The organism is Columbia Basin potato purple top phytoplasma (assembly GCF_028595955.1).
Classification (GTDB): Bacteria; Bacillota_I; Bacilli_A; order Acholeplasmatales; family Acholeplasmataceae; genus Phytoplasma.
On record NZ_JANHJP010000002.1, the window covers coordinates 1 to 21566 of the forward strand.

The window sequence follows — 21566 nt, forward strand, 5'->3', positions numbered from 1 at the left end:
GTACCATTTTAAATGGTACTCAACCCAACCCAACCTTTGTGATAACCATTTATCTTTTAATTATTGTGTGTAAGGGTATGCTTTGATAAGATGTATCGATTTTGTTTGGAAATAATTAATAGTAATAATTTAAATTAAAGTACTAATAAAGAAACTATATTATTGTTATATTTAAAAAAAAATTATTTTTACATTTTAGATTTTAATATAAATAAAATGGAAAGAAATTCTTTTAGGTATAAAAAAACATTTCAACTTATTTATAACATTGTAATTTATAATTATATGAATAGAAATAACTAATTATATGTATATAATTATAAGGGTAAGTACTTTTTGTTGTGTTATAATATTTTTTATGTTATATAATTTATTATTTCAATTTATTAAAGTATATATATTTTAAATTTGATTAATTATTTTTGGATTTTTTTAAAAAAATAATTATAAATATAAAGATTTTTATAAAAAATATTCAGAAAAAAACTAGGTAATTAGTATGGAAATTAAAAAAATAAATAATAATTTTATTCAATATCATTTTCAAATAAATAAAGATGACTTTGAGATTTTGGTAGATAAAATTTTTGATAAAATAAAACATAAAGTAGAAATTAAAGGTTTTAGAAAAGGTTTTGTTACAAGAAATATATTTGAAAAACATTTTGATCCTCAATCTTTATATAAAGATGCTTTTGAAGTTTTAATTCAAGAAAAATTAAAAGAAATATTTCAAAATAATAATGAAGAATATAATTTTATAGGGCGTCCAAAAGTTATTGATTTTAAATTAGAAGATTTAATGAAAAAAAAAGATTTTTTTAATTTTGGGTTAGAATTTGTTTTAAAGCCTCAAATCCAAATGTGTAATTATAAAGATATTATTTTAAAAAAATATAATTTAGAAGTAACAGAAGAAGAAGTTCAACAAAAAATAAATGTTTTATTAGAAAATAATCCTATTTTAGAAGTCAAAGGTAATGATTCATCTATAGAATTAGGCGATATCGTTGTTTTTGATTTTACAGGTTATTTAAATAATCAATTATTTGAAGGAGGTTCAGCGACCAATTATACTTTAGAAATCGGTTCTAATAAATTTATTCCTGGATTTGAAGAAGGCATGATAGGATTAAAAAAAAATGAAGAAAAAGATATTATTGTTAAATTTCCTCATGATTATGCAAAAATTGAACTCGCTGATAAAGAAGTTGTTTTTAAAGTTTTGTTACATGAAATTAAAAGAAAAAAAAGCGTTGTTTTAAATGATGAATTAGTTCAAAATATTAAATTACCTAATATTAATAATGTTCAAGATTTTAAAATAAAATTAAAAGAAGAATTGATTAATCAGAAAAAAAACGAAATAGAAAACAAACAAAAAGAGGAGATTTTAGATTTTTTAATTAAAAATTCTGTTTTAGAAATTCCTCAATTTTTAGTTAATGAGGAAGTTCAAAATTTAAAAAAAGATTTCGAAGAACAATTAAAAACTCAAAATATAACTTTAGAGAAATATTTGTCTCAAATTAATCAAACAGAAAAAAAATTTTTAGAAGAACTTAATGAACAAGCTTTACAAATGTTGAAAACGGAATTTTTATTAGACGAAATAGGTAATAAAGAACAAATTCAAGTATCTCAAAATGAATTAGAAGAAAATTATAAAGCAATTAGTAATCAATATAAATTAGATATAGAAAAATTAAAAGAAAACGAAACTTTTATAAAACATGTGAAAGATAATTTAATAAGGCAAAAAACTATTATTTTTTTATTAAAACAAAATATAAAAAATAATATTCAATAATTTTGAAAAAAATTATTTAATGAAACGGAATTTTTAAAATTTTGCATAAAAGGATGTAAAAACATATGACTATTAAAAATAATAAAGAAAAAGAATTGGACAACGAAATAATTCCTATTGATTTACCGGCTATTATTGTTAGAGATATTGTGCCGATCCCTTTTAATGATATAAGACTTGAAATAGGTAGAACTTTTTCTATTAATGCTGTGAAATGGACCGAAAATAATAAATGTCCTTATGTTATTATTTTATTACAAAAAAATCTATTACAAGAATATCCTAAAATATCTGATATAGAAAAATATGGCGTTATAGCTAAAATTTTAGTTTCTATTAAAATTAGTGATGATCTTTATAAAGTTAAATTTCGAATTATTAAAAGAGCTAAGATACAAGACATATCTAAAAATAAAGATTTATATTTTGCTAAATATAAAGAAGTACCAATTGTTTTCGGCGATTTAAAAGAAGAAAAATCTCTTATTAAACTAATAATGGAGAGAATAGCCCTTAATATAAATCAACTTTTGTTAATATCAGAAAATACTTTTTTAGAACAAATAAAAGATGGCATTACAACTGAAAAAGCTGCAGATTTAATTATTTTTGCTTTAAAAATTGAAGAAAAATATAAATATAAATATTTAAAAGAAACTCATTTAAATAAAAGACTTATTTATATTTTACAAGATATCGAAATTAAATTAGATTTAATAGATTTAGAAAATAAAATTAATTCCGAAGTTAAACGTAGTATTGATGAAAACCAAAAAGAATTTTATTTAAGAGAAAAAATGCGTGCTATTCAAAATGAATTAGGCGATAAAGTTAAAAAAGAGGAAGAAATAGAAGAAATAAGAAAAAAAATTAATACTTCTAAAATGCCTAAAAATATAAAGAAAAAAGCTTTACAAGAGCTTTCTCGTTATCAATCTATTTCTTCTGCTTTAGCTGATTCTTTTGTTATTCGTAATTATTTAGATTTTATTATTGCCTTGCCTTGGGGTAAAATAAGCAAAGATATTAATGATTTGAAAAAAATTGAATTGGTTTTAGAAAAAAATCATTATGGTTTAAAAAAAGTCAAAGAAAGAATTATAGAATATTCAGCTGTTAAAATAATGACTCGTAAAAATCCCCAAACTATTATTTGTTTGGTAGGTCCTCCTGGCGTCGGAAAAACTACTTTAGCTATTTCCATTGCTGAATCTTTAGGTCGTAAATTTGTTAAACAATCTTTAGGTGGTTTGCAAGAAGAAAGTGAAATAAAAGGTCATAGAAAAACTTATGTTGGAGCAATGCCAGGACGTATTTTAAATGGTTTAAAAGACGTTGGTGTTATGAATCCAGTGTTTTTATTAGATGAAATTGATAAATTAGTTAATAATCTTCAACATGATCCAGGTGCTTCTTTATTAGAAGTTTTAGATCCTAAACAAAACAAAAATTTTGTAGATCTTTATTTATCAGAACCTTTTGATTTATCTGAAGTATTATTTATAACAACAGCCAATGATTTAAGCAATATTTCTGCACCTTTAAGAGATCGTTTAGAAATTATAGAATTAAGTTCTTACACAGAACAAGATAAAGTAATTATCGCAATAGAACATTTAATACCTAAATTATTAGAAGAACATGGATTAAATAAAGAACATTTTTCGATAGATAGAGAAGCAATTCTTTATTTGATTAGACATTATACTAAAGAAGCTGGAGTAAGAAATTTAAATAAAAAAATTGCTACTTTAGTCAGAAAAACAGTTAAAGAAATTTTAATTAATAAAATTAAACAAGTTAAAATAGATATCAATAATATTGAACATTTTTTAGGTAAAATCGTTTTTCAGCATTTATTAGCTAATAATAAAAATCAAATTGGAGTAGTGAATGGTTTAGTTTATACTTCTTTTGGCGGCGATATTTTACCTATCGAAGTGACTCATTATAAAGGAACTGGTAAATTAGTTTTAACTGGTTATTTAGGTAAAGTTTTAGAAGAAAGCGCAATAACTTCTTTTAGTTTTTTAAAATCTAATGCTGAAAAGTTAGGTATTGACTATAGTATTTTTGATAATAATGATTTTCATATTCATTTTGTAGAAGGAGCTATTCCTAAAGATGGTCCTTCAGCTGGCGTTACTATAGCTACTTCTGTTTTATCAGCTATCAAAAAGAAATGCGTGAGACAAGATGTTGGTATGACCGGAGAAATCACTTTAACTGGTTCTATTTTACAAATAGGCGGTTTAAAAGAAAAAGCTATTGCAGCTGATAGAAGCGGCTTGAATACTATTTTTATTCCTAAAGATAATTTAAAAGATTTAGATGAAGTTCCGGAAGAAGTAAAACAAAAAATTGAAATTATTGCTATTGAACATGCAAACGATGTTTTTGACAAAGTTTTAATTAATTAGATAAAAGGAGATTATTATAATAATGGAATTGCCAATAACACTATCTAATTATTCTTTATATATATATATTAATTGTATTTTTATAATTATAGGCGTTTTATTTACTATAGAAAAAAGTATGATAGATATTTTTTCAGAACAATATGGTAATCATAGACCTGATAGTTCTCAAGTTTTTTTAAATCGTTTAATTTTATGTTTAGTTTTTATTTATTTTATTTTTTCTTATTTTTATTTAAAACAAACATTTGGCTCGAAATAATTTCAAAAAATATAAAAATTTTATAAAAAAATACATTATATTTATTATTGTGTTATAATAATAAGTATAATGTATTAATAATTCAGAGATAATATGTTAAAATGTTTTTTTGTTATTTTTTGATGATTAAATTTATTAATTATTACAAAAAGGAGTTGATTTAATGATAAAAACTATTGTGCAAAAAGAAGAAACTTTTGATGAAACTTTACGCCGTTTTAAACGTGATGTTTCTAAATCAGGGAATTTAGCTAGAGCTCGTAAAAAAGAATATTACGTAAAACCGAGCACAGAAAGAAAAAATCGCAGAAGATTAGCTAAAAATAAAAAATATTAAGTTTAAACAAAAAGATTCACCTAATTTTTATAAGGTGTTTTTTATTTTTAAAAGAAAGAATGTTTTATATTTAAATAAATTTAGGCATAAATAAAAGAATTAAAAAAATTAAAAATATTTTTAAAGAAAAGATTATATTCATAATAATGATTGTTGAAATATATAATGAAACAAAACAAAAGACTATAAATTTGAACAAACTTTTGATAAAAATTTTTTCTTTTATTGAGGATCAAAATAAAATTAATGTTATTTTTATTAGTAATAATGAAATGCAAAAAATGAATTTTTATTATCGTCAAAAAAACTATCCTACTGATGTTTTAACTTTTCCTAATGATAATTATGATAATGATTTAGGCGATATTTTTATTTCTTTAACAAAGGCTTCTGAACAAGCTCAAAAAAATAAACATAGTTTAGATAGAGAAGTTTCTTTTTTGGCTCTTCATGGTTATCTTCATTTAAAAGGGTATAATGATGATACTGAAGAATCTTTACAAGAAATGATTGATATACAAGAAAATATTTTAAAAAAACATAATATTTAATTTTTTTATTTATTTTTGTAAATTTATTTTTTGGAAAAGGGGTTTGTAGTGTTTAAATCAGGTTTTGTTTCTATGATAGGAAAAGCTAATGTAGGTAAATCTACCTTATTAAATTCTTTATTAAATCAAAAAGTTTCTATTGCAAGTGATAAACCTAACACTACGAAACACAAAATTTTAGGCATTTATAATGATCCAAATTCACAAATAATTTTTGTAGATAATCCAGGTTTGATATATCAAAGAAAAAAAATTTTAATTTCTAAAGTTAACTTTGTTACTTTAAAAAATATTGAAGATGTTAAAGTTATTTTATTTCTTGTTAATGATGAATGTCGAACAGAAGATAAAGAGATTTTAACTTTTTTTCAAAAATATAATAAAAACATTATTTTGGTTATTACAAAAATTGATCTTTTTACAAAAAAAACTTCTATTGATAAAATTATTTTAAGTTATTTAAAACATTTTACTTTTGATGCAGTTATTCCTTTATCCAGTATAAAAAAACAAAATTTAAATATTTTAAAAGAAAATATTTTATCTTTATTGGATAAAAGACCTCCTTATTTTTCTAAAAGTTTTACTACTAATTTATCTAAAGAAGAATTAATATTAGAATTTATAAGAGAAAAAATTTTTTATTATTCAGATAAAGAGTTGCCTCATGTTTGTTCAGTTGTTTTAGATAATATTATAAATAATGAAGATTTTTCTATTCAAATGGATATTTTGATTTCAGTACCGAAAATTAGTCAAAGAAAAATTTTGATTGGTTCTAATGGAACTAAATTAAAAAAAATTAGACTTGCTGCTCAAAAAGATATTCGTCGTTTTTTAAAAAAGAAAATTTCTTTAAATTTATGGGTTAAAGTAGATCCTAAAATGAAAAATAAAGGAAAATTTTTGTTTGATGTAATATCCTGAAAACAAATGATAAAAATTAAAATTGGTTATAAGTTTATGTCAGAAAATAAAATAAATAATATTTCTTTTAAAGACATTATAAATTTTATGAAACAAAATGGTTTTGTTTTTCCAGGTAGTGAAATTTATAATGGTTTAGCTAATAGTTTTGATTATGGTGTTTTAGGTAGTTTATTAAAACAAAATATTAAAAGAGCTTGGATAAAAAAGTTCATACAAGAAACTGAGAATAATGTTTTACTAGATAGTTCTATTATAATGAATCCAAAAATTTGGGAAGCTTCAGGGCATTTATCTTCTTTTATAGATCCTTTAGCTGAAAATAAAGATAATAATAAACGTTATAGAGCTGATAAATTAATTAAAGAACATAATCCTCAAATTAATGTGAATAAATTAAATTTTGATGAGATGACTGAATATTTAATCCAAAATGAAATTTTAGGTACTAAAAATTGGGCATCTGTCAAAAAATTTAATTTATTATTTCAGACTCATCAAGGAGTTGTTATCGAAAATTCTTCTCTTTTATATTTAAGACCAGAGACTTGTCAAGGTATTTTCGTTAATTTTAAAAATATTTTACATTCTACTAGAAAAAAGATTCCTTTTGGAGTTGGTCAAATTGGTAAATCTTTTCGTAATGAAATTACTCCTGGTAATTTTATTTTTCGTACTTGTGAATTTGAACAAATGGAATTAGAATTTTTTTGCCATCCTAAAGACTATTATGAATGGTTTGTTTTTTGGAAAAATTACGCTTATAATTTTCTTTTACAATTAGGTTTTTCTTCTCATTATTTAAAAATGAAAGATTATGAAATTGATGATTTGAGTCATTATGCCAATGCTACTACAGATATTTTATTTCATTTTCCTTGGGGATTTGATGAATTATGGGGCATTTCGTCAAGAAATGATTTTGATTTGAAACAACATCAAAAATATTCTAAAAAAGATTTACAATATTTTGATGCCGTGACTAAAGAAAAATATTGGCCTTTTGTTATTGAACCTTCTTTAGGCGTTGAAAGAATTTTTTTAGCTCTTATAATTAATTGTTTGATGAACGAGAAATTAGAAAATGGTACTACAAGATTGATTTTAAAATTACATCCTTTTTTATCTCCTTATAAATTAGCTGTTTTACCTTTAATTAAAGGTAAACATAGTTTGAAGGCTAAAGAATTATATAAAAAATTATCTTCTTTTTTTGAAGTCTGTTATGATGAAAATCAAAGTATAGGTAAAAGATATAGAAGACAAGATATGATAGGGACACCCTTTTGTTGTACTATAGACGAACAAAGTTTAATAGATGATACAGTCACTATAAGAGAAAGAGATACTTTATCACAAAAAAGATTTAAAATCGAAGAAATTATAAAATATGTTCAAAAAAAAATATTTTTTTAAATTATTTTTAAAATAAAACAGAGGGTTGTTTTTTTGAATATAGAAATTGAATTTTATGATTGATATAAATAAAGATTTAATTAATAGATTAAATAAAGAAATTTCTATTTATGAATTAGTAAATAAAAATGGTATTTTTTTAAAAAAAAGTGGGAAAAATTTTTTTGGTTTATGTCCTTTTCATAAGGAAAAAACTCCTTCTTTTTCTGTTTCTATTGAAAAAAATATTGCTTTATGTATGAGTTGTCATAAAGGTGGTTCTCCTATTAAGTTTTATAGCCAGTTTAAAAATATTTCGGCATCAGAGGCAATTCAACAGTTAGCTGAATTATTTAATTTAGTTTTACCTGAAAAAAAATTTTCCTTCGAGAATCTTTTAGATTCGATTTTAAAATCAGTTTATAAATTTTATCAAGATTCTTTATTATTTTTATTAGACAAAAAAGAATATGAAGATCACCCTTTAATAAATTATTTATTAAAAGAAAGAAAACTAAATAAAGAATTAATTAAAGAATTTGGTTTAGGTTATTCACATAAAAGCAATAATGCTTTGGCAAAATATTTAGTTGATAAAATGAATTATAAATATGAAGATTTACTTAAATTAGGTTTAATTTTTTATAATCAACAAAAACAACTACAAATAAATGATCAGAATAAATATTTGGATTTTTTTCGTAATCGTTTAATGTTTCCTTTGACTAATATAGAAGGTAAAATAGTTGGTTTTTGTGGACGTTCTTTTCCTGAATATTCTCAAGATAAAAAAGAACCAAAATATTTATTTAATAGTAGTGATCGATGCAAAAAAGAAAATTTATTATATCGTTTTTTCGAACATAAACAAGATATTCAGGAGCAAAAAGAAGTTATTTTATGTGAAGGTTTTTTTGATGTTATTTCTTTTTATAAAATAGGTATGAAAAATACTGTTGCTGTTTTAGGTACTCATTTGAATCGAAATCAAATGATATCATTAAAATCAATAGCTTCAAAAATTATCCTTGCTTTAGATGAAGATGATGCAGGTAAAATAGCTACTGAAAAAATGGCTTTAGAATTGAATAAGAATAAATTTATGATTAATATTTTAAATTTACCTTCAGGTTTTGATCCAGATCAATATATTACTTCATCGAAACAAGATAACATTATTTTTTTAAAACAAAAATTAGAAGAAAGAATAAAAAATTATATTTTTATTCAAATAGATCGTTTAATGCAAGAAGGTTGGACTAAAGATCAAATTCAATTAAATATTGAATCATTATTAAAATATCACAATAAAGACACTATTCAATATTTTAAAAATAAAATAAATGAAAAGTATCAAATCCAAATTAATTTATTATCTTTTATTTCTATAAAAGAAACAAATAATCAATTATTGAAACAAAAACAAGATAAAATTTCTTTAAAAGACATTATTCAAAAAAATGCAAAAGAAATAAATATTTTAACCGAATTATTTTTAAATCCAAAATATATTGATTTGGTTTTAGAAGAAAGTTATAAATATAGCACTATTCATTTTGATATTATAGAATTAATTCGTAAAATAAAAGAATATTATAACAAATATATAACAGATGAAGAAAAATTGCAATACCGTATAAATATTTCAAATTTTAAAAATGTTTATAAATCTTTTTTAGATAATATAAATGATTCAATTAAAATATATAATTTATTGTTTCGAGTTGAAAATAATCCTGTTTTTCAACAAAAAAAGAAAATAGAAAATCCAGATTATTTAAAAAGTCTTTTTTATCCTTTTGAAATGGAAGAAGATTTTTTAAAACAACAAGAAATAAAAAAAGAAATTCAAATTCTTCAAGAAAAAATTCTTAAAGAAGAAGATGTTGTTAAAATTAATCAATTATTTGATGAATTAAAGAAATGTAAAGAAAAATTAATAAATAATCAAAAAAATTCAGTTTTAAAAATTAAATAGAATTCTTTAAAAAATAGAATTACTTTTCTTTTTATTTTTATTGAATATAAAAAAATAATTTTTGTAATTTATTAAAAAGGGAAAATATATGAATTTAAGAAAATTTTTTAAGAAAATTTATAAAAATCATCATGTTCGATTGGAACAAACACATAATCAATTTACAATAACTCCTTTTAAACAAAAAATTAAATGGTTAGAACAATTTTATAAAGATGAAAATTTTTTTAATATAAAAATATTTAAATTTTTAATGATTTATGAGAAAAAATTCAAAACGAATTCTAAAAAAAATAAATCATTAAAAAATAATTCTTTTGATAATTTATATTTAATAAATAATAATTTTAAAAATCAATCGAATATAGAAAAAACTTTAAAATTAGAAAAAGTTTCTAATTCTATTAAAGTAAATGATCCTGTTAAAATGTATTTAAAAGAAATTGGTCAAATTCCTTTATTAACTTTAGAAGAAGAAAAAGCTATATCTAAAACGGTTTATGAAAGTTTAATAGCCAAAAAAAAATTAGAAAAACATTATAATAAGGAAATACAATTAACTGATGAAGAAATCCAAGAAATAAATGAAATAATAGAAAAAGCAGAAGAATCAAAGAATAAATTGATAGAAGCTAATTATCGTTTGGTAGTTTCGATAGCTAAGCGTTATATAGGTCGAAAAATTTTATTTTTAGATTTAATTCAAGAAGGTAATATGGGCTTAATGAGAGCTGTTGATAAGTTCGATTATACTAAAGGTTTTAAATTTTCTACTTATGCTACTTGGTGGATTAGACAAGCTATTACAAGAGCTGTAGCTGATCAAGCTAGAACAATTAGAATCCCAGTTCATATTATCGAAACAATGAATAAAATTTCTCGTTGTGTAGGAGAATTGACACAAGTTCTTTTACGTAAAGTAAATAATCAAGAATTAGCTATGGAAATGAATATTGAAAAAAAAGACATTATTGATATTCAAATGATAGAAAAAGAAACTATTTCTTTAGAGACTTCAGCTCGAGAAGAAGATGATTCTTCTTTAGGAGATTTTGTTAATGATCCTAATGTTATTTCTCCTCATGACTATATGTTACAAGAGATGTTGAAAAAAACTTTATTCGAATCTTTAGAAGAGACTTTAACAGATAAAGAAGAACAAGTTATCAAAATGCGTTATGGCCTTACAGAAGATAGACATGTCTATACTTTAGAAGAATTAGGTGCTAAATTTGGAGTTACTCGTGAAAGAATTCGTCAAATAGAAGCTAAAGCTTTGAGACGTTTAAGAAGTCCTTCTAAACAAAACAAATTAAAGTTATTATATAATAATATTACTAAAAAATAAAAATGAAAAGAATTGGTTTTATTGCTTCTTTATTAAAGGGTTATGATATAGTAGCTGATATTGGTACAGATCATGGTTTAGTTTTAAAAAAAGCATTAGATTTGAAGTATATTAAAAAAGGTATTGCTTGTGATAATAAAAGCCAACCTTTAGAAAGGGCTCGTCAAAATTTAAAAAATTATCCTGTTAATTTTTATTTAAGTGATGGTTTTGACAATATAAATGATTATTTTGATTTTGCTTTGATTTGTGGTATGGGCCCTCATACTATCATTAATATTTTGGATAAAACTGCTTATATTAATAAACATTTTTTATTAGGGTGTCAAGGAAAAATACATTATTTAATTGATTGGTTAAACAAAAATAATTTTGTTATTTTGAATTATTATAATTTTTATGATAAATTTCATTATATATTTTTAAAAGTATATCGTTCAATGGAATAAAGAAAATAAAAAATGTTATAATAAGTTGAAAAAAAAATAATATTTCAAGTATAATATAAATTGATTTAGAAAAAAGTTTGAGTAGCTCAGCAGGATAGAGCAACGGCCTTCTAAGCCGTCGGTCAGGGGTTCGAATCCCTTCTCAAACGCCACTTATTTCAATTTTGATGTAAATATTTATTTTATTTAAGAAAAAAATCTTTTGTTATCAAATAAAAGTTTGGTTTAAATTTTTATTTGATAACAAAAAAAAGAAGAGGAAATATAATAATATGGCTGTTCCTTTTAGACGAACTAGTAAAACTGCAAAAAGAAAAAGACGTACTCATCAAAAATTAAATAAACCTAATTTAGTTGTCTGCCCTGAAACCAATAATTTCACTTTATCACATCGTATAACTTCTAATAGTCCTTATTATAAAGGGCAATTAATTTTAATGAAGAAAAATAAAACAAAAAGAGCAAAAGATTAAAACAAATTATAATTTTTTATTATGATAAAAATATTTTAAAATATCCAAAAGGAAAACCTATTCAATGAAAAAAATGACTGCTAATCAGATTCGTCAAATGTGGTTAGATTTTTTTATTACTAAAGGTCATAAACTAAAAGATTCATTTTCCTTAATTCCTGATTCTTCTGATCTTAGCTTGTTATGGGTTAATGCTGGAGTAGTACCTTTGAAAAAGTATTTTGATGGTTCTAAAAAAGCGTGTTTTCCCAAAATAGTAAGCATTCAAAAATGTTTAAGGACTAATGATATTGATAATGTAGGTAAAACTGCTATTCATCATACTTTTTTCGAAATGTTAGGTAATTTTTCAATAGGTGATTACTTTAAACAAGAAACTATAGACTTAGTTTATGAATTGTTGACATCTGAAAAATGGTTTAATTTACCTAAAGATCGTTTTTATATTACTTATTTTTATAAAGATCAAGAAACATATAATTTTTGGTTAAAAAAAGGAATTCGCTCTAAACATTTAATTTCTTTGAAAACTAATTTTTGGGAAATTGGTGAAGGACCTTGCGGCCCTTGTACAGAAATTTTTTTTGATCGTGGTATTGAATATGATAATAGAGGTTTGAAATTAATTAAAGAAGAAATTTCAAATGATCGTTTTATTGAAATTTGGAATGTTGTTTTTTCTCAATATAATAGTGAATTAGATAAAGATAGAGAAAATTATATTGAATTACCAAATAAAAATATTGATACCGGTTCAGGTTTGGAACGTTTAGCTTGTATTTTTCAAAATACAAAAACTAATTTCGAAACTGATCTTTTTATGCCTATCATTCAAAAAATTAGTCATTTAAGTCAAACAGAATATTCTGAAAAAAAAGAAATTTTTAGAATTATTGCTGATCATATTAGAACTTTAGTTTTTGGCATTGCTGATGGAGTGGTTTTAGATAATGAAGGTAGAGGATATATTTTAAAAAAAATTTTAAGAAGATCTTTTATAAAAGGTCAAAATTTAGGTTTTAAACAACCTTTTTTATTTAAATTAGTTTCTGTTGTTATTGATATTATGAAAGGATTTTATCCTTATTTAGAAACTAAAAGACAGATTATTGAAAATATTATTCAAGCAGAAGAAGAAAAATTTTTATTTAATCTAATAAAAAGTCAAAAATTATTTTTCAAATTTATCGATAATAATTGTCTTTCAGGCGAAAATTTTTTTAAACTTTATGATACTTATGGCTTACCTAAAGATATGATTTTAGAGTATGCAAATCAAAATAATATTCATGTTGATGAGTTAGAATTTCAATATTATTTAGAAAAACAAAAACAATTATCGCGTGGCGCTCAAAATATTAAACATAATATGAATAAACAAAATGAGTTTTTTTTGAATTTCAAAGAAAAAAGTTATTTTATAGGCTATAATGAATTTAATGTTAAAACTAAAGTTTTAAAAGTTTTTGCCGAAGGTATTATTTTAGAAAAAACTCCTTTTTATCCTGAAATGGGCGGTCAAATATTTGATACAGGTAAAATTAATAATTGGAATGTTTCGAAAGTTTTAAAATTACCTAATAATCAAATTTTACATCAATTTAATTCTCTTGTTGTTCCTTTACAAGATTTGTTTTATGAAGGACAAGAGGTAATAGCTTTTATTGATGTTTCTAATAGACAAAAAATTTCTTGTAATCATACAGCGACTCATTTATTATATGATGCTTTAAAATTAATTTTAGGAGACCACGTTAAACAAAGAGGTTCTTATTTAAATTTTAAATATTTAAGATTAGATTTTAATCATTTTCAAAATTTATCTTTTGATGATTTAATGAAAATAGAAAATCAAGTGAATAAATGGATTAGTCAAAAATATCCAGTTACTATTGAAAAAATATTTTTGTCGGAAGCTAAAGAAAAAAAAGCTCATTTTATAGAAAACAAATTTTATCAAGATAAAGTGAGAGTAGTTCAAATCGGTGATATTTCTATTCAATTATGCGCTGGAACACACGTTAACAATACAATTAATTTAAAAAACTTTGTTATTTTAGATTGTAAAAATATTGGTTCTGGAATTTATAGAATAGAAGCAGTATCTGGTTCTAATATTTCTGATGCCTTAGAAGAAAAAGTTAATCCTTTTTTACAAGAAGAAAAACAAATTTTTGATAAAATAAAAGAACTTAACACAACAAATTTTAATTTTCAAGATTTTTTATTTAAAACAAAAACCAGTTTGCCTAAAATAAAATATAAAGATAGTTATGAATATATTCAAGATTATAAAAATTATTTACAATTTTTAAGACAAACATTAAACGAATTTAAGAAACAAATTTTACAAAAAACAAATGAACAGGTTATAAAATATTCTGAAAAATTTATTCCTAAAAAAATTGAAAGTAATTTAATGATTGTAATTGAAAATCATGAAATGACTTCTAATATGTTGAAAATGTTATTAGATTATTTCTTTAATAAATTAAAAATAGAATTTTTATGTTTATGTTATAAACAGAAAAATAGTGTTCTTATTTTATGTAAAAGTAAATTAATTCATGTAGGCAATTTTATTAAAAAAGTTAATAAGATAATTAATGGCAAAGGCGGAGGAAATAACAATTTTGGACAATTATATAGCTATCATATTGACAAATTTGATGAATTGAAAAATAATTGGAAATCGTTGTTATGACAAAAAAAGTTTTTTTAGGTTTGGATTTAGGAGAGAAAACATTAGGTATTGCTATTTCTGAATCTGGTGTTATTGTAAATAATTTAAAAACAATTTTTTTCAACACTAATCAATATCAAGAATTAATTAATCCTTTAAAGATAATTATTGATAATTTTCAAGTCACGACAATAGTGTTAGGTTATCCTAAACATATGAATAATGATATAGGTGTTAAAGCTCAAATTAGTATGGATTTTTGCAAGAGATTAAAAAATAAAATTCCTTGCGTAGAAGTTATTTTATGGGATGAACGTTTGTCCACTAAACAAGCATATCAGTTATGTAATATAAAAAAAAATAAAAATAAAAAAATGAAAAAAATAAAAGATCAAATAGCCGCAAGTGTTATTTTACAAAATTTTTTAAATTATTATAATAATAAAAATAATGAACAGCCAATAGAAAAATGATTTTTTAGTATATATGTTAAGCGAAAAAGAAAAATATTTAAAAAAAATTAAAAAATATGCTCTTGAGCATAAAATACCTATTATTCATGATGATACTTGTTTTTTTTTACAAAAATTAATTAAAGAAAATAATTTAGTTAATATTTTAGAAATAGGTTCAGGTGTTGGTTATAGCGCTCTTGTTATGAGTAATGAAAATAATAATGTTCAAACTATAGAAAGAGATTTTAATAAATATAAATTAGCTTTAAATTTTTTTCATAAAACTGTTTTTGATATTGAATTTATTTGGTCAGAAGCATTTTTTTATCAGCCTAAAAAAAAATATGATTTAATTTTTATTGATGCTGCTAAAGTTCAATATCATAAATTATTTCAAAAATATAATATGTTTTTGAATAAAAATAAATTTATTATATGTGATAATTTAAATTTTCATAATTTAGATATTAATGATCAAACAATTTCACGTAGTACCAAACGTTTAATTCAAAAAATTAATGATTTTAAATTGTTTTTGCAAAATAATGATAGTTTTCAAACTTTTTTCATAAATATTGGAGATGGTTTAAGTATTTCTCAAAAAAAAATATAAAAATATTTATAAAAATTTTTTTATTTAAGTAATTAAATTTTTTATAAAAATCAAAATAAGGAATAAATAAAATGAAGACAAAAAATTATGAATTAACAAAATCAGGAGTAGATAAATTAAAAGAGGAATTAGAATATCTTAAAAATGTTAAAAGAAACGAAAATTTAGAAGCATTAAGAGAAGCTAGAGAACAAGGGGATTTAAGCGAAAATGCTGATTATAGAGCAGCTCGCGATGAGCAATCTTTTATAGAATCTCGTATTTTAGAAATTCAAAATATTTTAAAAAATGTTAAAATTATTTATGCTTCTGATCAAAATAAAGAAATTCATATTGGTAAAACAGTTACACTACAATTTTTAGATGATATGAGACAACAAACTATTTATTTAGTAGGTATTTTTGAAGTAAATCCTTTTATGAATAAAATTTCTATTGAATCCCCGATGGGACAAAGTCTAAAAGGTTATAAAGAAGGAGATCAAGTTGTAATTAAATCAGATACAGGCAAAACTTTTAAAGTTAAAATTTTAAAAGTAGAATAAAATAAATGATAAATAAAAATAAATATTTACCTTGTTTTTATTATGATTCTGTTTTCGATATTTCTTATAATTTTTTTTTAAAGAAAAATATTAAAGTATTATGTTTTGATTTAGATAATACTTTATTGAGTTCTAAAGAAAACAAATTAAATCCGAATATTTTAAATTTATTAAAAAAATTGAGTGAGGATTTTAAAATATTTATTATTTCAAATACTTCTTTAAAAAAATTACAAAATATTGTGCAATGTCATAATTTAAGTTTTATATATTTAAATTTGTATCATAAAAAACCTTCAATATGGGGTTTTAAAAAACTTTTGCAATTAGTTAAATGTAGCCCTAATCAAATTATGATGATAGGCGATCAATTGAGAACTGATATTGCGAGTGCTAATAAAATTAATATTATTTCTGTTTTAGTTAAACCTTTAGATAGACAAAATGAATCTTTTTTCACTAAATTATCTCGTTATTGGATAGAAAAACCTTTTATTCAAAAAATTAAAAAAAATAATTTAGAAGAATATAAAAAAAAATTTCAAAATTTTATCAAACAATAACCAAAGAAATATTATGAATATGTTGATAGAACAAATTTTACAAAAAGTAAAAGAAAAATTTAATAATGATATTAATAGATTAAATCATATTTTAGGTGTTCATAGAAAAGCTATTCAATTAGCACGTTTATATAAAGTAGATATTGAAAAAATACAAATTGCTGCTTTGTTACATGATTATACTAAAAACGAATCATTAGAGTTTCATTTATCTTTATTAAATAATAATCAAATTAATAGATATAAAGAAACTCCTTTTTTTTATCATGCTTTAAGCGCAGCTATTATCATTCAAAAAGAATTTAATATAAAAAATAAACAAATTATACAAGCTATACAAAAACATGTTTGGGGCAGCCTTCAAATGACTAAATTAGATAAAATAGTTTTTATTAGCGATAAGATAGAACATAATAGAAATTATCCTAATATTGATTATTTACGTCAATTATCTTTAGTTAATCTAGATAAGACTATTTATTTTTTTTTAAAATTTAATTTTTTATATTATAAAAGTAAAAATTTTCAAATTTTTCCTGAACAGTTAAAAATTTTAGAATTTTTTAAGAAGAAACTAAATTAAAAATATGTTGTATATTATTTCAGGCAAATATAAAGGGCAGAAATTAAGTTCTGTTCCTTCTATTAAAACAAGAAGTACTTCACATTTGTTAAGAAAATCTTTATTTGATGTAATCAGAAATGTTATTCACGACAATATTGTTTTAGATTTGTTTTCTGGTTCAGGATCTTATGGTTTCGAAGCTTTAAGCAGAAAAGCTAAACAAGTCTATTTAGTGGATAATTTTTTTTTAGCTATTCGAACGATTAAAAAAAATATAAAAAAATTAAACTTAAATAAAGAACAAGTTAAAGTTTTTTTTAATGATGCTTTTAAAATGTTGAAGTTGTTTAGCAAAAACAAAATAATTTTTGATCTAATTATTTTAGACCCTCCTTATTTTTCAGATTTTTATTTTGTTTTATTTCAAAATTTACATAAAATCACTCATGATAAAAGTTTGATTATTTTAGAAATTCATTTTAAAACTTTATTGCCTTTACAAATAGATAATTTTCTTTTATTTAAAGAAAAAAAATATGGCAATAAAAAGATAAATTATTATCGTAAAATTTTATCCAAATCATAATAATTTATTTGATATTATTATATTTTTTTATTTATTATATAAATCTTATATAATAATTAGTAGATTATTTTTTACTTTTTGAACAATTTTATTTATAAAATAAAGGAACAGGTTATTTATATTATGAGTTCAACGGTAAGCGCTCTGATAGGATTAGTTTTAGGTCTTATATTAGGGGCTGTATTAATGTTTTTTTGGTTTAAACGATATTTAGAGAAAAATCCTCCTATTACAGAAAAACAAATTAAAGAAATATTTAAACAGATGGGAAGGAGCCCTAGTCAAAAACAAATGAAACAAATAATGAATAATATTAAAAATAAATAAAATGGGTGAATAAAATATATGAATATTATTTATTTGTTTGTTTTTTTAACTCCTTGTATTTTTTATATCATGAATATTTTTTATAATTTGAATGAAAAAAAAAAATTAAAACAATATTTATTAAAATGCGGAGATTTAGAAAAAAAAATTTTACAATCTATTTTTACAGAAAATAAAAATAAAGATTTCGTCCTAACTAAAGGACATCAAATTACTAAACAACTTTTAGATTTAAGAATTGTCTTTCAAGTGAAAACGAATGAAAAAAACAATAAACAAATTATTTGTCGTTTAAATTTAGATGTTTTAAAATTAATTTTTAATGATGCGTATTTCAAAAAAATTTATTTATAGAAAGAATGATTTTTGGATTTAAAAAAATTGAAAATAAAAAAAAGATCTTAGGGAGATATTAAAATGAATGAATTTCAACTTATTGCTTACTATGAAACAAAATTTCAAGATTTAGGGATTATAAAAAACGGTTTAAAGACTAAATTAGTTTCTGCATTAATGAATAATGAGGAAGATTATAGTTCTCCTTCTGAGCTTTTAAGTTTATCTTTAGTTTGTTGTTTTTATAAAACAGCTAAAAAAATTTTAGATATAACTAAAAAAGATATGTCGCAAAATATTAAAATAAAAATTTTATGTAATACCTTAAAAGATCAACAAGGTTTTTATTTTCAAATTGATTTGTTCTTTAGTATTAAAGATTTATCTCTTGTTGAAATTAAAAAAATTATGGATTTAACTCACAAAAAATGTGCAGTTTCAAGAATATTTAATAATTATCCTTATATTAATTTAAATCCTGTTTTATTTGACAAAATATAAAATAATATATATTTTTATCATATTTTATAAATTTTTATTGAATAAAATAATTTTTTTGTTTATAATATAAAAAATTTATTTATAAAATATTTAATTATATCAAAGAGAGAAAGAAAAATATTTTTCTTTCTCTCTTTGATAATAAATTTATATTTATTATCAAAGATGTAAACACCCTTTAAAACCCTCTAAATTATTTGATGTTTCTCATAGGGGTTTTAAAGTGAGTAAAATGTGTGAAAATATAATATGAAATAATTATTGATTTATTTTGACATTTAATTCAAATTTAGATTCTAATAATATAAATTTTTTTTGCATAAATAACATGCTTATAAAATAACAAGAACTTTATTTGAATTTATATATTCAGATAAAGTTTTTTTATTTTAAAATTTTATTTTATTAAATATCAAAATTATAGAAATCTGCTAATTGTTTAATGATTCTAATTATTTTAAAAGCTTTTATATCATGATTTAAATCTTTATAAGAATCAAAATATTCTAAAAGTTGTTTTTCATTGAAATTACTACTAAAAAAAATAGGTAATTTATGTTCATAACGATAATATAAAAGAGGCAAGAAAATATCATCTCTAAAAAAAATATTCATATTTTCAGAACCTAGATCATCTAAAATTAAACAAGGACTATTTTTCAAATAATTTAATTTATTTTCTAAAATATCATTATTATTCCAAGTATTTTTGAATTGTCTTGTTAAATCTGGCATAAAAATAAATAAAACAGGAATATTTTTTTGAATTAAACTTTTAGCTAAACTCTTGAGAATAAAAGTTTTTCCTGTACCGAATTTACCATATAAATATAAGCTTTTGTTCATTTGAGAAAAATTTTTAATTATATTTTTAATTTTTTTTAAAACTTCTTTTTTAGAAATAGAATTGTTTGTTTGAAAATTTTTTAATTCAATATTATCAAAATTTAAATTTTGATTAAATAAAATATTTTTTTGATATAAATTATTTTCTAAATTAATTTTTTTAGATTCAGTAGTTTCTTTGTATATAACTGACACATAAGGTTTTGTTTTTAAAACCATTTGATATCCGAAAGAATTTTTTTTATTTTTGTTTTTTAGATAATTATAAACTGTAATGATATCTTCGTCTTTTATTTTTAAATTTTTAGTTTCCTCATGTTGCTGAACATAATGTTTAATTTTATTAAAATCTAATTTTTTTGACAAACACATTATATTTTTGATACCTTTTTTTAATTATTAAAACCTAATTCTTCCTTTACTTCATCTAACCATTTAGGACGATTTTTTTTGTAAGGTTTATCATTTTGGAATTCTTTTTCTTCTATTAAAAAATCAAAAGCTGTTTCTGCCGAAATAATACCTTTTTTGGTCCATGAATTTAAAATAGTTTTGAAGTAATTAAAATTAGGAACAAAACTTTTATTTGTATTTGTTTTTAATTTTAAAACATACATAAGTAAAGCATTAATCACTCCGATATCAGTTTCAGTTTGTGCCATAAGTTTAAAAGTTATATCGCATAAATCAGCATAAATATTATGGTTTGTAGTGAAATTTTGTATTATTCTATTTGGATTAGTATTTTTTAAATAAAGTATCATTTCATTTTCTTCGTTATTAATATTTTTCACATTTTTTAAAATTATATTTTTTTTAAAATATTTTCTGTTTAACGTAATTTTTAAATTATTTAAATCTATATTTTCATCATAATTATTACGAAAAATATCTTGATATAAAGTAGCCATTTTTTCAGGATTAATATCATAAACAAAACTTAATTTAGTAATGTATTCGATGCTTTTAAATTCTAACAAAAAAGGTTGTTTGAAACGTTGTGGCAATTTTTCTATAAATAATTTATAATCAAAATGTTTTTGCAACGAAACAAAAGATTTATTATTTTTCAAATGTTTTAAGTTATTATTGATAGTTTTAGGTAGGTTTATTTCTTGAAAACGATAAATATCTGAAAAATTTTTACTTATATTTTCGTAATTATCTAGTGATATTTTATTTTTATCATTATTGAATAAATTTATTAATTGAGCATAAAGGTTTTCTCCTATTTCACTGAATAAATATTGATTAAATATAGGATCTTTAAAAAAATCTATATAATTTAAAGGAGGTTGTAAAAAATAAATTTTTTCTTGTTTTGAATTTTGAAAAGTTTGTAATATATTTACTGCTTCAAGTTTTTCTTTGTATTGGATAAAAAGAAATTCATCGATATTTAATAAATCAAATAAAAATTGATGATTATAATTTAATATTAAAGTAAAATTTTGATTTAGAAAATAAAAAGTATTATAAAGATTTAAAGCGCCTACCCCTATTAAAGGTTGATACAACAAATGTAAAGTTTTTTGCTCTTCATTTGTTAGAATAGAATTATTTTTAATGTTAAATTTTTGTAATGATTGCACAAAA

At 21.3% G+C, this 21566-nt stretch carries 23 protein-coding genes and 1 tRNA gene; 22 read left to right on the forward strand and 2 right to left on the reverse strand.

Translation table 11 applies throughout. The annotated features are described in order from the left end of the window. Nucleotides 1-499 precede the first annotated feature (499 nt). From tig to M8044_RS00475, 22 genes are all read left to right on the forward strand, one after another. Nucleotides 500-1810 (forward strand): trigger factor, encoded by a 1311-nt coding sequence (gene tig / locus M8044_RS00370; protein ID WP_273585095.1) that lies wholly within the window; start codon nt 500-502, stop codon nt 1808-1810. 65 nt (nt 1811-1875) lie between these two features. After that, entirely contained in the window at nt 1876-4230 is a 2355-nt protein-coding gene (lon, locus tag M8044_RS00375) for an endopeptidase La (protein WP_273585096.1), read from the forward strand. A gap of 22 nt (nt 4231-4252) precedes the next feature. Further along, nucleotides 4253-4492: a hypothetical protein gene (locus M8044_RS00380; RefSeq protein WP_273585097.1), complete on the forward strand. Its 240-nt coding sequence runs from the start codon at nt 4253-4255 to the stop codon at nt 4490-4492. Between the two features lie 163 nt (nt 4493-4655). Further along, nucleotides 4656-4829: a 30S ribosomal protein S21 gene (gene rpsU / locus M8044_RS00385; RefSeq protein ID WP_273585098.1), complete on the forward strand. Its 174-nt coding sequence runs from the start codon at nt 4656-4658 to the stop codon at nt 4827-4829. A 146-nt stretch (nt 4830-4975) separates the two neighbouring features. Next, a complete protein-coding gene (ybeY, locus tag M8044_RS00390) occupies nt 4976-5380 on the forward strand; it encodes an rRNA maturation RNase YbeY (protein ID WP_273585099.1) in 405 nt (134 codons plus the stop codon). A gap of 48 nt (nt 5381-5428) precedes the next feature. Next, entirely contained in the window at nt 5429-6307 is an 879-nt protein-coding gene (gene era / locus M8044_RS00395; RefSeq protein ID WP_273585100.1) for a GTPase Era, read from the forward strand. Nucleotides 6308-6313: 6 nt separating this feature from the next. Next, complete coding sequence (locus M8044_RS00400; RefSeq protein WP_273585101.1) at nt 6314-7723, forward strand: glycine--tRNA ligase; 1410 nt, start codon at nt 6314-6316, stop codon at nt 7721-7723. A gap of 55 nt (nt 7724-7778) precedes the next feature. Then, nucleotides 7779-9680: a DNA primase gene (gene dnaG / locus M8044_RS00405; RefSeq protein WP_273585102.1), complete on the forward strand. Its 1902-nt coding sequence runs from the start codon at nt 7779-7781 to the stop codon at nt 9678-9680. An 88-nt stretch (nt 9681-9768) separates the two neighbouring features. Next, nucleotides 9769-11028 (forward strand): sigma-70 family RNA polymerase sigma factor, encoded by a 1260-nt coding sequence (locus M8044_RS00410; RefSeq protein WP_273585103.1) that lies wholly within the window; start codon nt 9769-9771, stop codon nt 11026-11028. 2 nt (nt 11029-11030) lie between these two features. Further along, entirely contained in the window at nt 11031-11477 is a 447-nt protein-coding gene (locus M8044_RS00415; protein WP_273585104.1) for a tRNA (adenine(22)-N(1))-methyltransferase TrmK, read from the forward strand. Nucleotides 11478-11552: 75 nt separating this feature from the next. Continuing rightward, nucleotides 11553-11629: transfer RNA gene (locus M8044_RS00420), tRNA-Arg, on the forward strand. A gap of 120 nt (nt 11630-11749) precedes the next feature. Next, entirely contained in the window at nt 11750-11950 is a 201-nt protein-coding gene (gene rpmF, locus M8044_RS00425) for a 50S ribosomal protein L32 (RefSeq protein WP_273585105.1), read from the forward strand. A gap of 64 nt (nt 11951-12014) precedes the next feature. Continuing rightward, the gene (gene alaS, locus M8044_RS00430) at nt 12015-14654 is read left to right on the forward strand and encodes an alanine--tRNA ligase (RefSeq protein ID WP_273585106.1); all 2640 of its coding nucleotides are present in this window, start codon (nt 12015-12017) and stop codon (nt 14652-14654) included. Further along, nucleotides 14651-15106 (forward strand): Holliday junction resolvase RuvX, encoded by a 456-nt coding sequence (gene ruvX, locus M8044_RS00435; RefSeq protein ID WP_273585107.1) that lies wholly within the window; start codon nt 14651-14653, stop codon nt 15104-15106. Before alaS ends, ruvX begins: the two co-directional genes overlap by 4 nt. Nucleotides 15107-15119: 13 nt before the next feature. Beyond that, nucleotides 15120-15701, forward strand: coding sequence for an O-methyltransferase (locus tag M8044_RS00440; protein WP_273585108.1), 582 nt, complete (start codon nt 15120-15122; stop codon nt 15699-15701). Nucleotides 15702-15772: 71 nt separating this feature from the next. Then, nucleotides 15773-16246: a transcription elongation factor GreA gene (gene greA / locus M8044_RS00445; RefSeq protein WP_273585109.1), complete on the forward strand. Its 474-nt coding sequence runs from the start codon at nt 15773-15775 to the stop codon at nt 16244-16246. Nucleotides 16247-16251: 5 nt separating this feature from the next. Then, nucleotides 16252-16809, forward strand: a complete 558-nt coding sequence (locus M8044_RS00450) for a YqeG family HAD IIIA-type phosphatase (protein ID WP_273585110.1) — start codon at nt 16252-16254, stop codon at nt 16807-16809. A gap of 19 nt (nt 16810-16828) precedes the next feature. Beyond that, nucleotides 16829-17392: a bis(5'-nucleosyl)-tetraphosphatase (symmetrical) YqeK gene (gene yqeK / locus M8044_RS00455; RefSeq protein ID WP_273585111.1), complete on the forward strand. Its 564-nt coding sequence runs from the start codon at nt 16829-16831 to the stop codon at nt 17390-17392. Between the two features lie 4 nt (nt 17393-17396). Continuing rightward, a complete protein-coding gene (gene rsmD / locus M8044_RS00460; RefSeq protein WP_273585112.1) occupies nt 17397-17960 on the forward strand; it encodes a 16S rRNA (guanine(966)-N(2))-methyltransferase RsmD in 564 nt (187 codons plus the stop codon). 123 nt (nt 17961-18083) lie between these two features. Then, complete coding sequence (locus M8044_RS00465; protein ID WP_273585113.1) at nt 18084-18287, forward strand: YneF family protein; 204 nt, start codon at nt 18084-18086, stop codon at nt 18285-18287. A gap of 18 nt (nt 18288-18305) precedes the next feature. Beyond that, a complete protein-coding gene (locus M8044_RS00470) occupies nt 18306-18641 on the forward strand; it encodes a hypothetical protein (RefSeq protein WP_273585114.1) in 336 nt (111 codons plus the stop codon). Nucleotides 18642-18704: 63 nt separating this feature from the next. Then, nucleotides 18705-19124 carry an OsmC family protein gene (locus M8044_RS00475; protein WP_273585115.1) on the forward strand — a complete coding sequence of 140 codons (420 nt, stop codon included), beginning with the start codon at nt 18705-18707 and terminating at the stop codon, nt 19122-19124. A gap of 405 nt (nt 19125-19529) precedes the next feature. Here M8044_RS00475 and M8044_RS00480 read toward each other — a convergent pair whose 3' ends face one another. Both M8044_RS00480 and M8044_RS02585 read right to left on the reverse strand, forming a co-directional pair. Next, nucleotides 19530-20342 carry an ATP-binding protein gene (locus M8044_RS00480; protein ID WP_273585116.1) on the reverse strand — a complete coding sequence of 271 codons (813 nt, stop codon included), beginning with the start codon at nt 20340-20342 and terminating at the stop codon, nt 19530-19532. 20 nt (nt 20343-20362) lie between these two features. Then, nucleotides 20363-21562 (reverse strand): DnaD domain protein, encoded by a 1200-nt coding sequence (locus M8044_RS02585; RefSeq protein WP_273585117.1) that lies wholly within the window; start codon nt 21560-21562, stop codon nt 20363-20365. Between the last annotated feature and the right edge of the window lie 4 nt (nt 21563-21566).

Coding starts and splice junctions, on each gene's coding strand:
- rpmF (WP_273585105.1), top strand. CDS start 11,750: ATGGCTGTTCCTTTTAGACGAACTAGTAAAACTGCAAAAAGAAAAAGA.
- M8044_RS00400 (WP_273585101.1), top strand. CDS start 6,314: ATGATAAAAATTAAAATTGGTTATAAGTTTATGTCAGAAAATAAAATA.
- greA (WP_273585109.1), top strand. CDS start 15,773: ATGAAGACAAAAAATTATGAATTAACAAAATCAGGAGTAGATAAATTA.
- M8044_RS00415 (WP_273585104.1), top strand. CDS start 11,031: ATGAAAAGAATTGGTTTTATTGCTTCTTTATTAAAGGGTTATGATATA.
- M8044_RS00380 (WP_273585097.1), top strand. CDS start 4,253: ATGGAATTGCCAATAACACTATCTAATTATTCTTTATATATATATATT.
- ybeY (WP_273585099.1), top strand. CDS start 4,976: ATGATTGTTGAAATATATAATGAAACAAAACAAAAGACTATAAATTTG.
- dnaG (WP_273585102.1), top strand. CDS start 7,779: ATGATTGATATAAATAAAGATTTAATTAATAGATTAAATAAAGAAATT.
- yqeK (WP_273585111.1), top strand. CDS start 16,829: ATGTTGATAGAACAAATTTTACAAAAAGTAAAAGAAAAATTTAATAAT.
- alaS (WP_273585106.1), top strand. CDS start 12,015: ATGAAAAAAATGACTGCTAATCAGATTCGTCAAATGTGGTTAGATTTT.
- M8044_RS00480 (WP_273585116.1), bottom strand. CDS start 20,342: ATGTGTTTGTCAAAAAAATTAGATTTTAATAAAATTAAACATTATGTT.
- rpsU (WP_273585098.1), top strand. CDS start 4,656: ATGATAAAAACTATTGTGCAAAAAGAAGAAACTTTTGATGAAACTTTA.
- ruvX (WP_273585107.1), top strand. CDS start 14,651: ATGACAAAAAAAGTTTTTTTAGGTTTGGATTTAGGAGAGAAAACATTA.
- M8044_RS00470 (WP_273585114.1), top strand. CDS start 18,306: ATGAATATTATTTATTTGTTTGTTTTTTTAACTCCTTGTATTTTTTAT.
- M8044_RS00465 (WP_273585113.1), top strand. CDS start 18,084: ATGAGTTCAACGGTAAGCGCTCTGATAGGATTAGTTTTAGGTCTTATA.
- tig (WP_273585095.1), top strand. CDS start 500: ATGGAAATTAAAAAAATAAATAATAATTTTATTCAATATCATTTTCAA.
- M8044_RS00440 (WP_273585108.1), top strand. CDS start 15,120: ATGTTAAGCGAAAAAGAAAAATATTTAAAAAAAATTAAAAAATATGCT.
- lon (WP_273585096.1), top strand. CDS start 1,876: ATGACTATTAAAAATAATAAAGAAAAAGAATTGGACAACGAAATAATT.
- M8044_RS00475 (WP_273585115.1), top strand. CDS start 18,705: ATGAATGAATTTCAACTTATTGCTTACTATGAAACAAAATTTCAAGAT.
- M8044_RS00410 (WP_273585103.1), top strand. CDS start 9,769: ATGAATTTAAGAAAATTTTTTAAGAAAATTTATAAAAATCATCATGTT.
- M8044_RS00450 (WP_273585110.1), top strand. CDS start 16,252: ATGATAAATAAAAATAAATATTTACCTTGTTTTTATTATGATTCTGTT.
- rsmD (WP_273585112.1), top strand. CDS start 17,397: ATGTTGTATATTATTTCAGGCAAATATAAAGGGCAGAAATTAAGTTCT.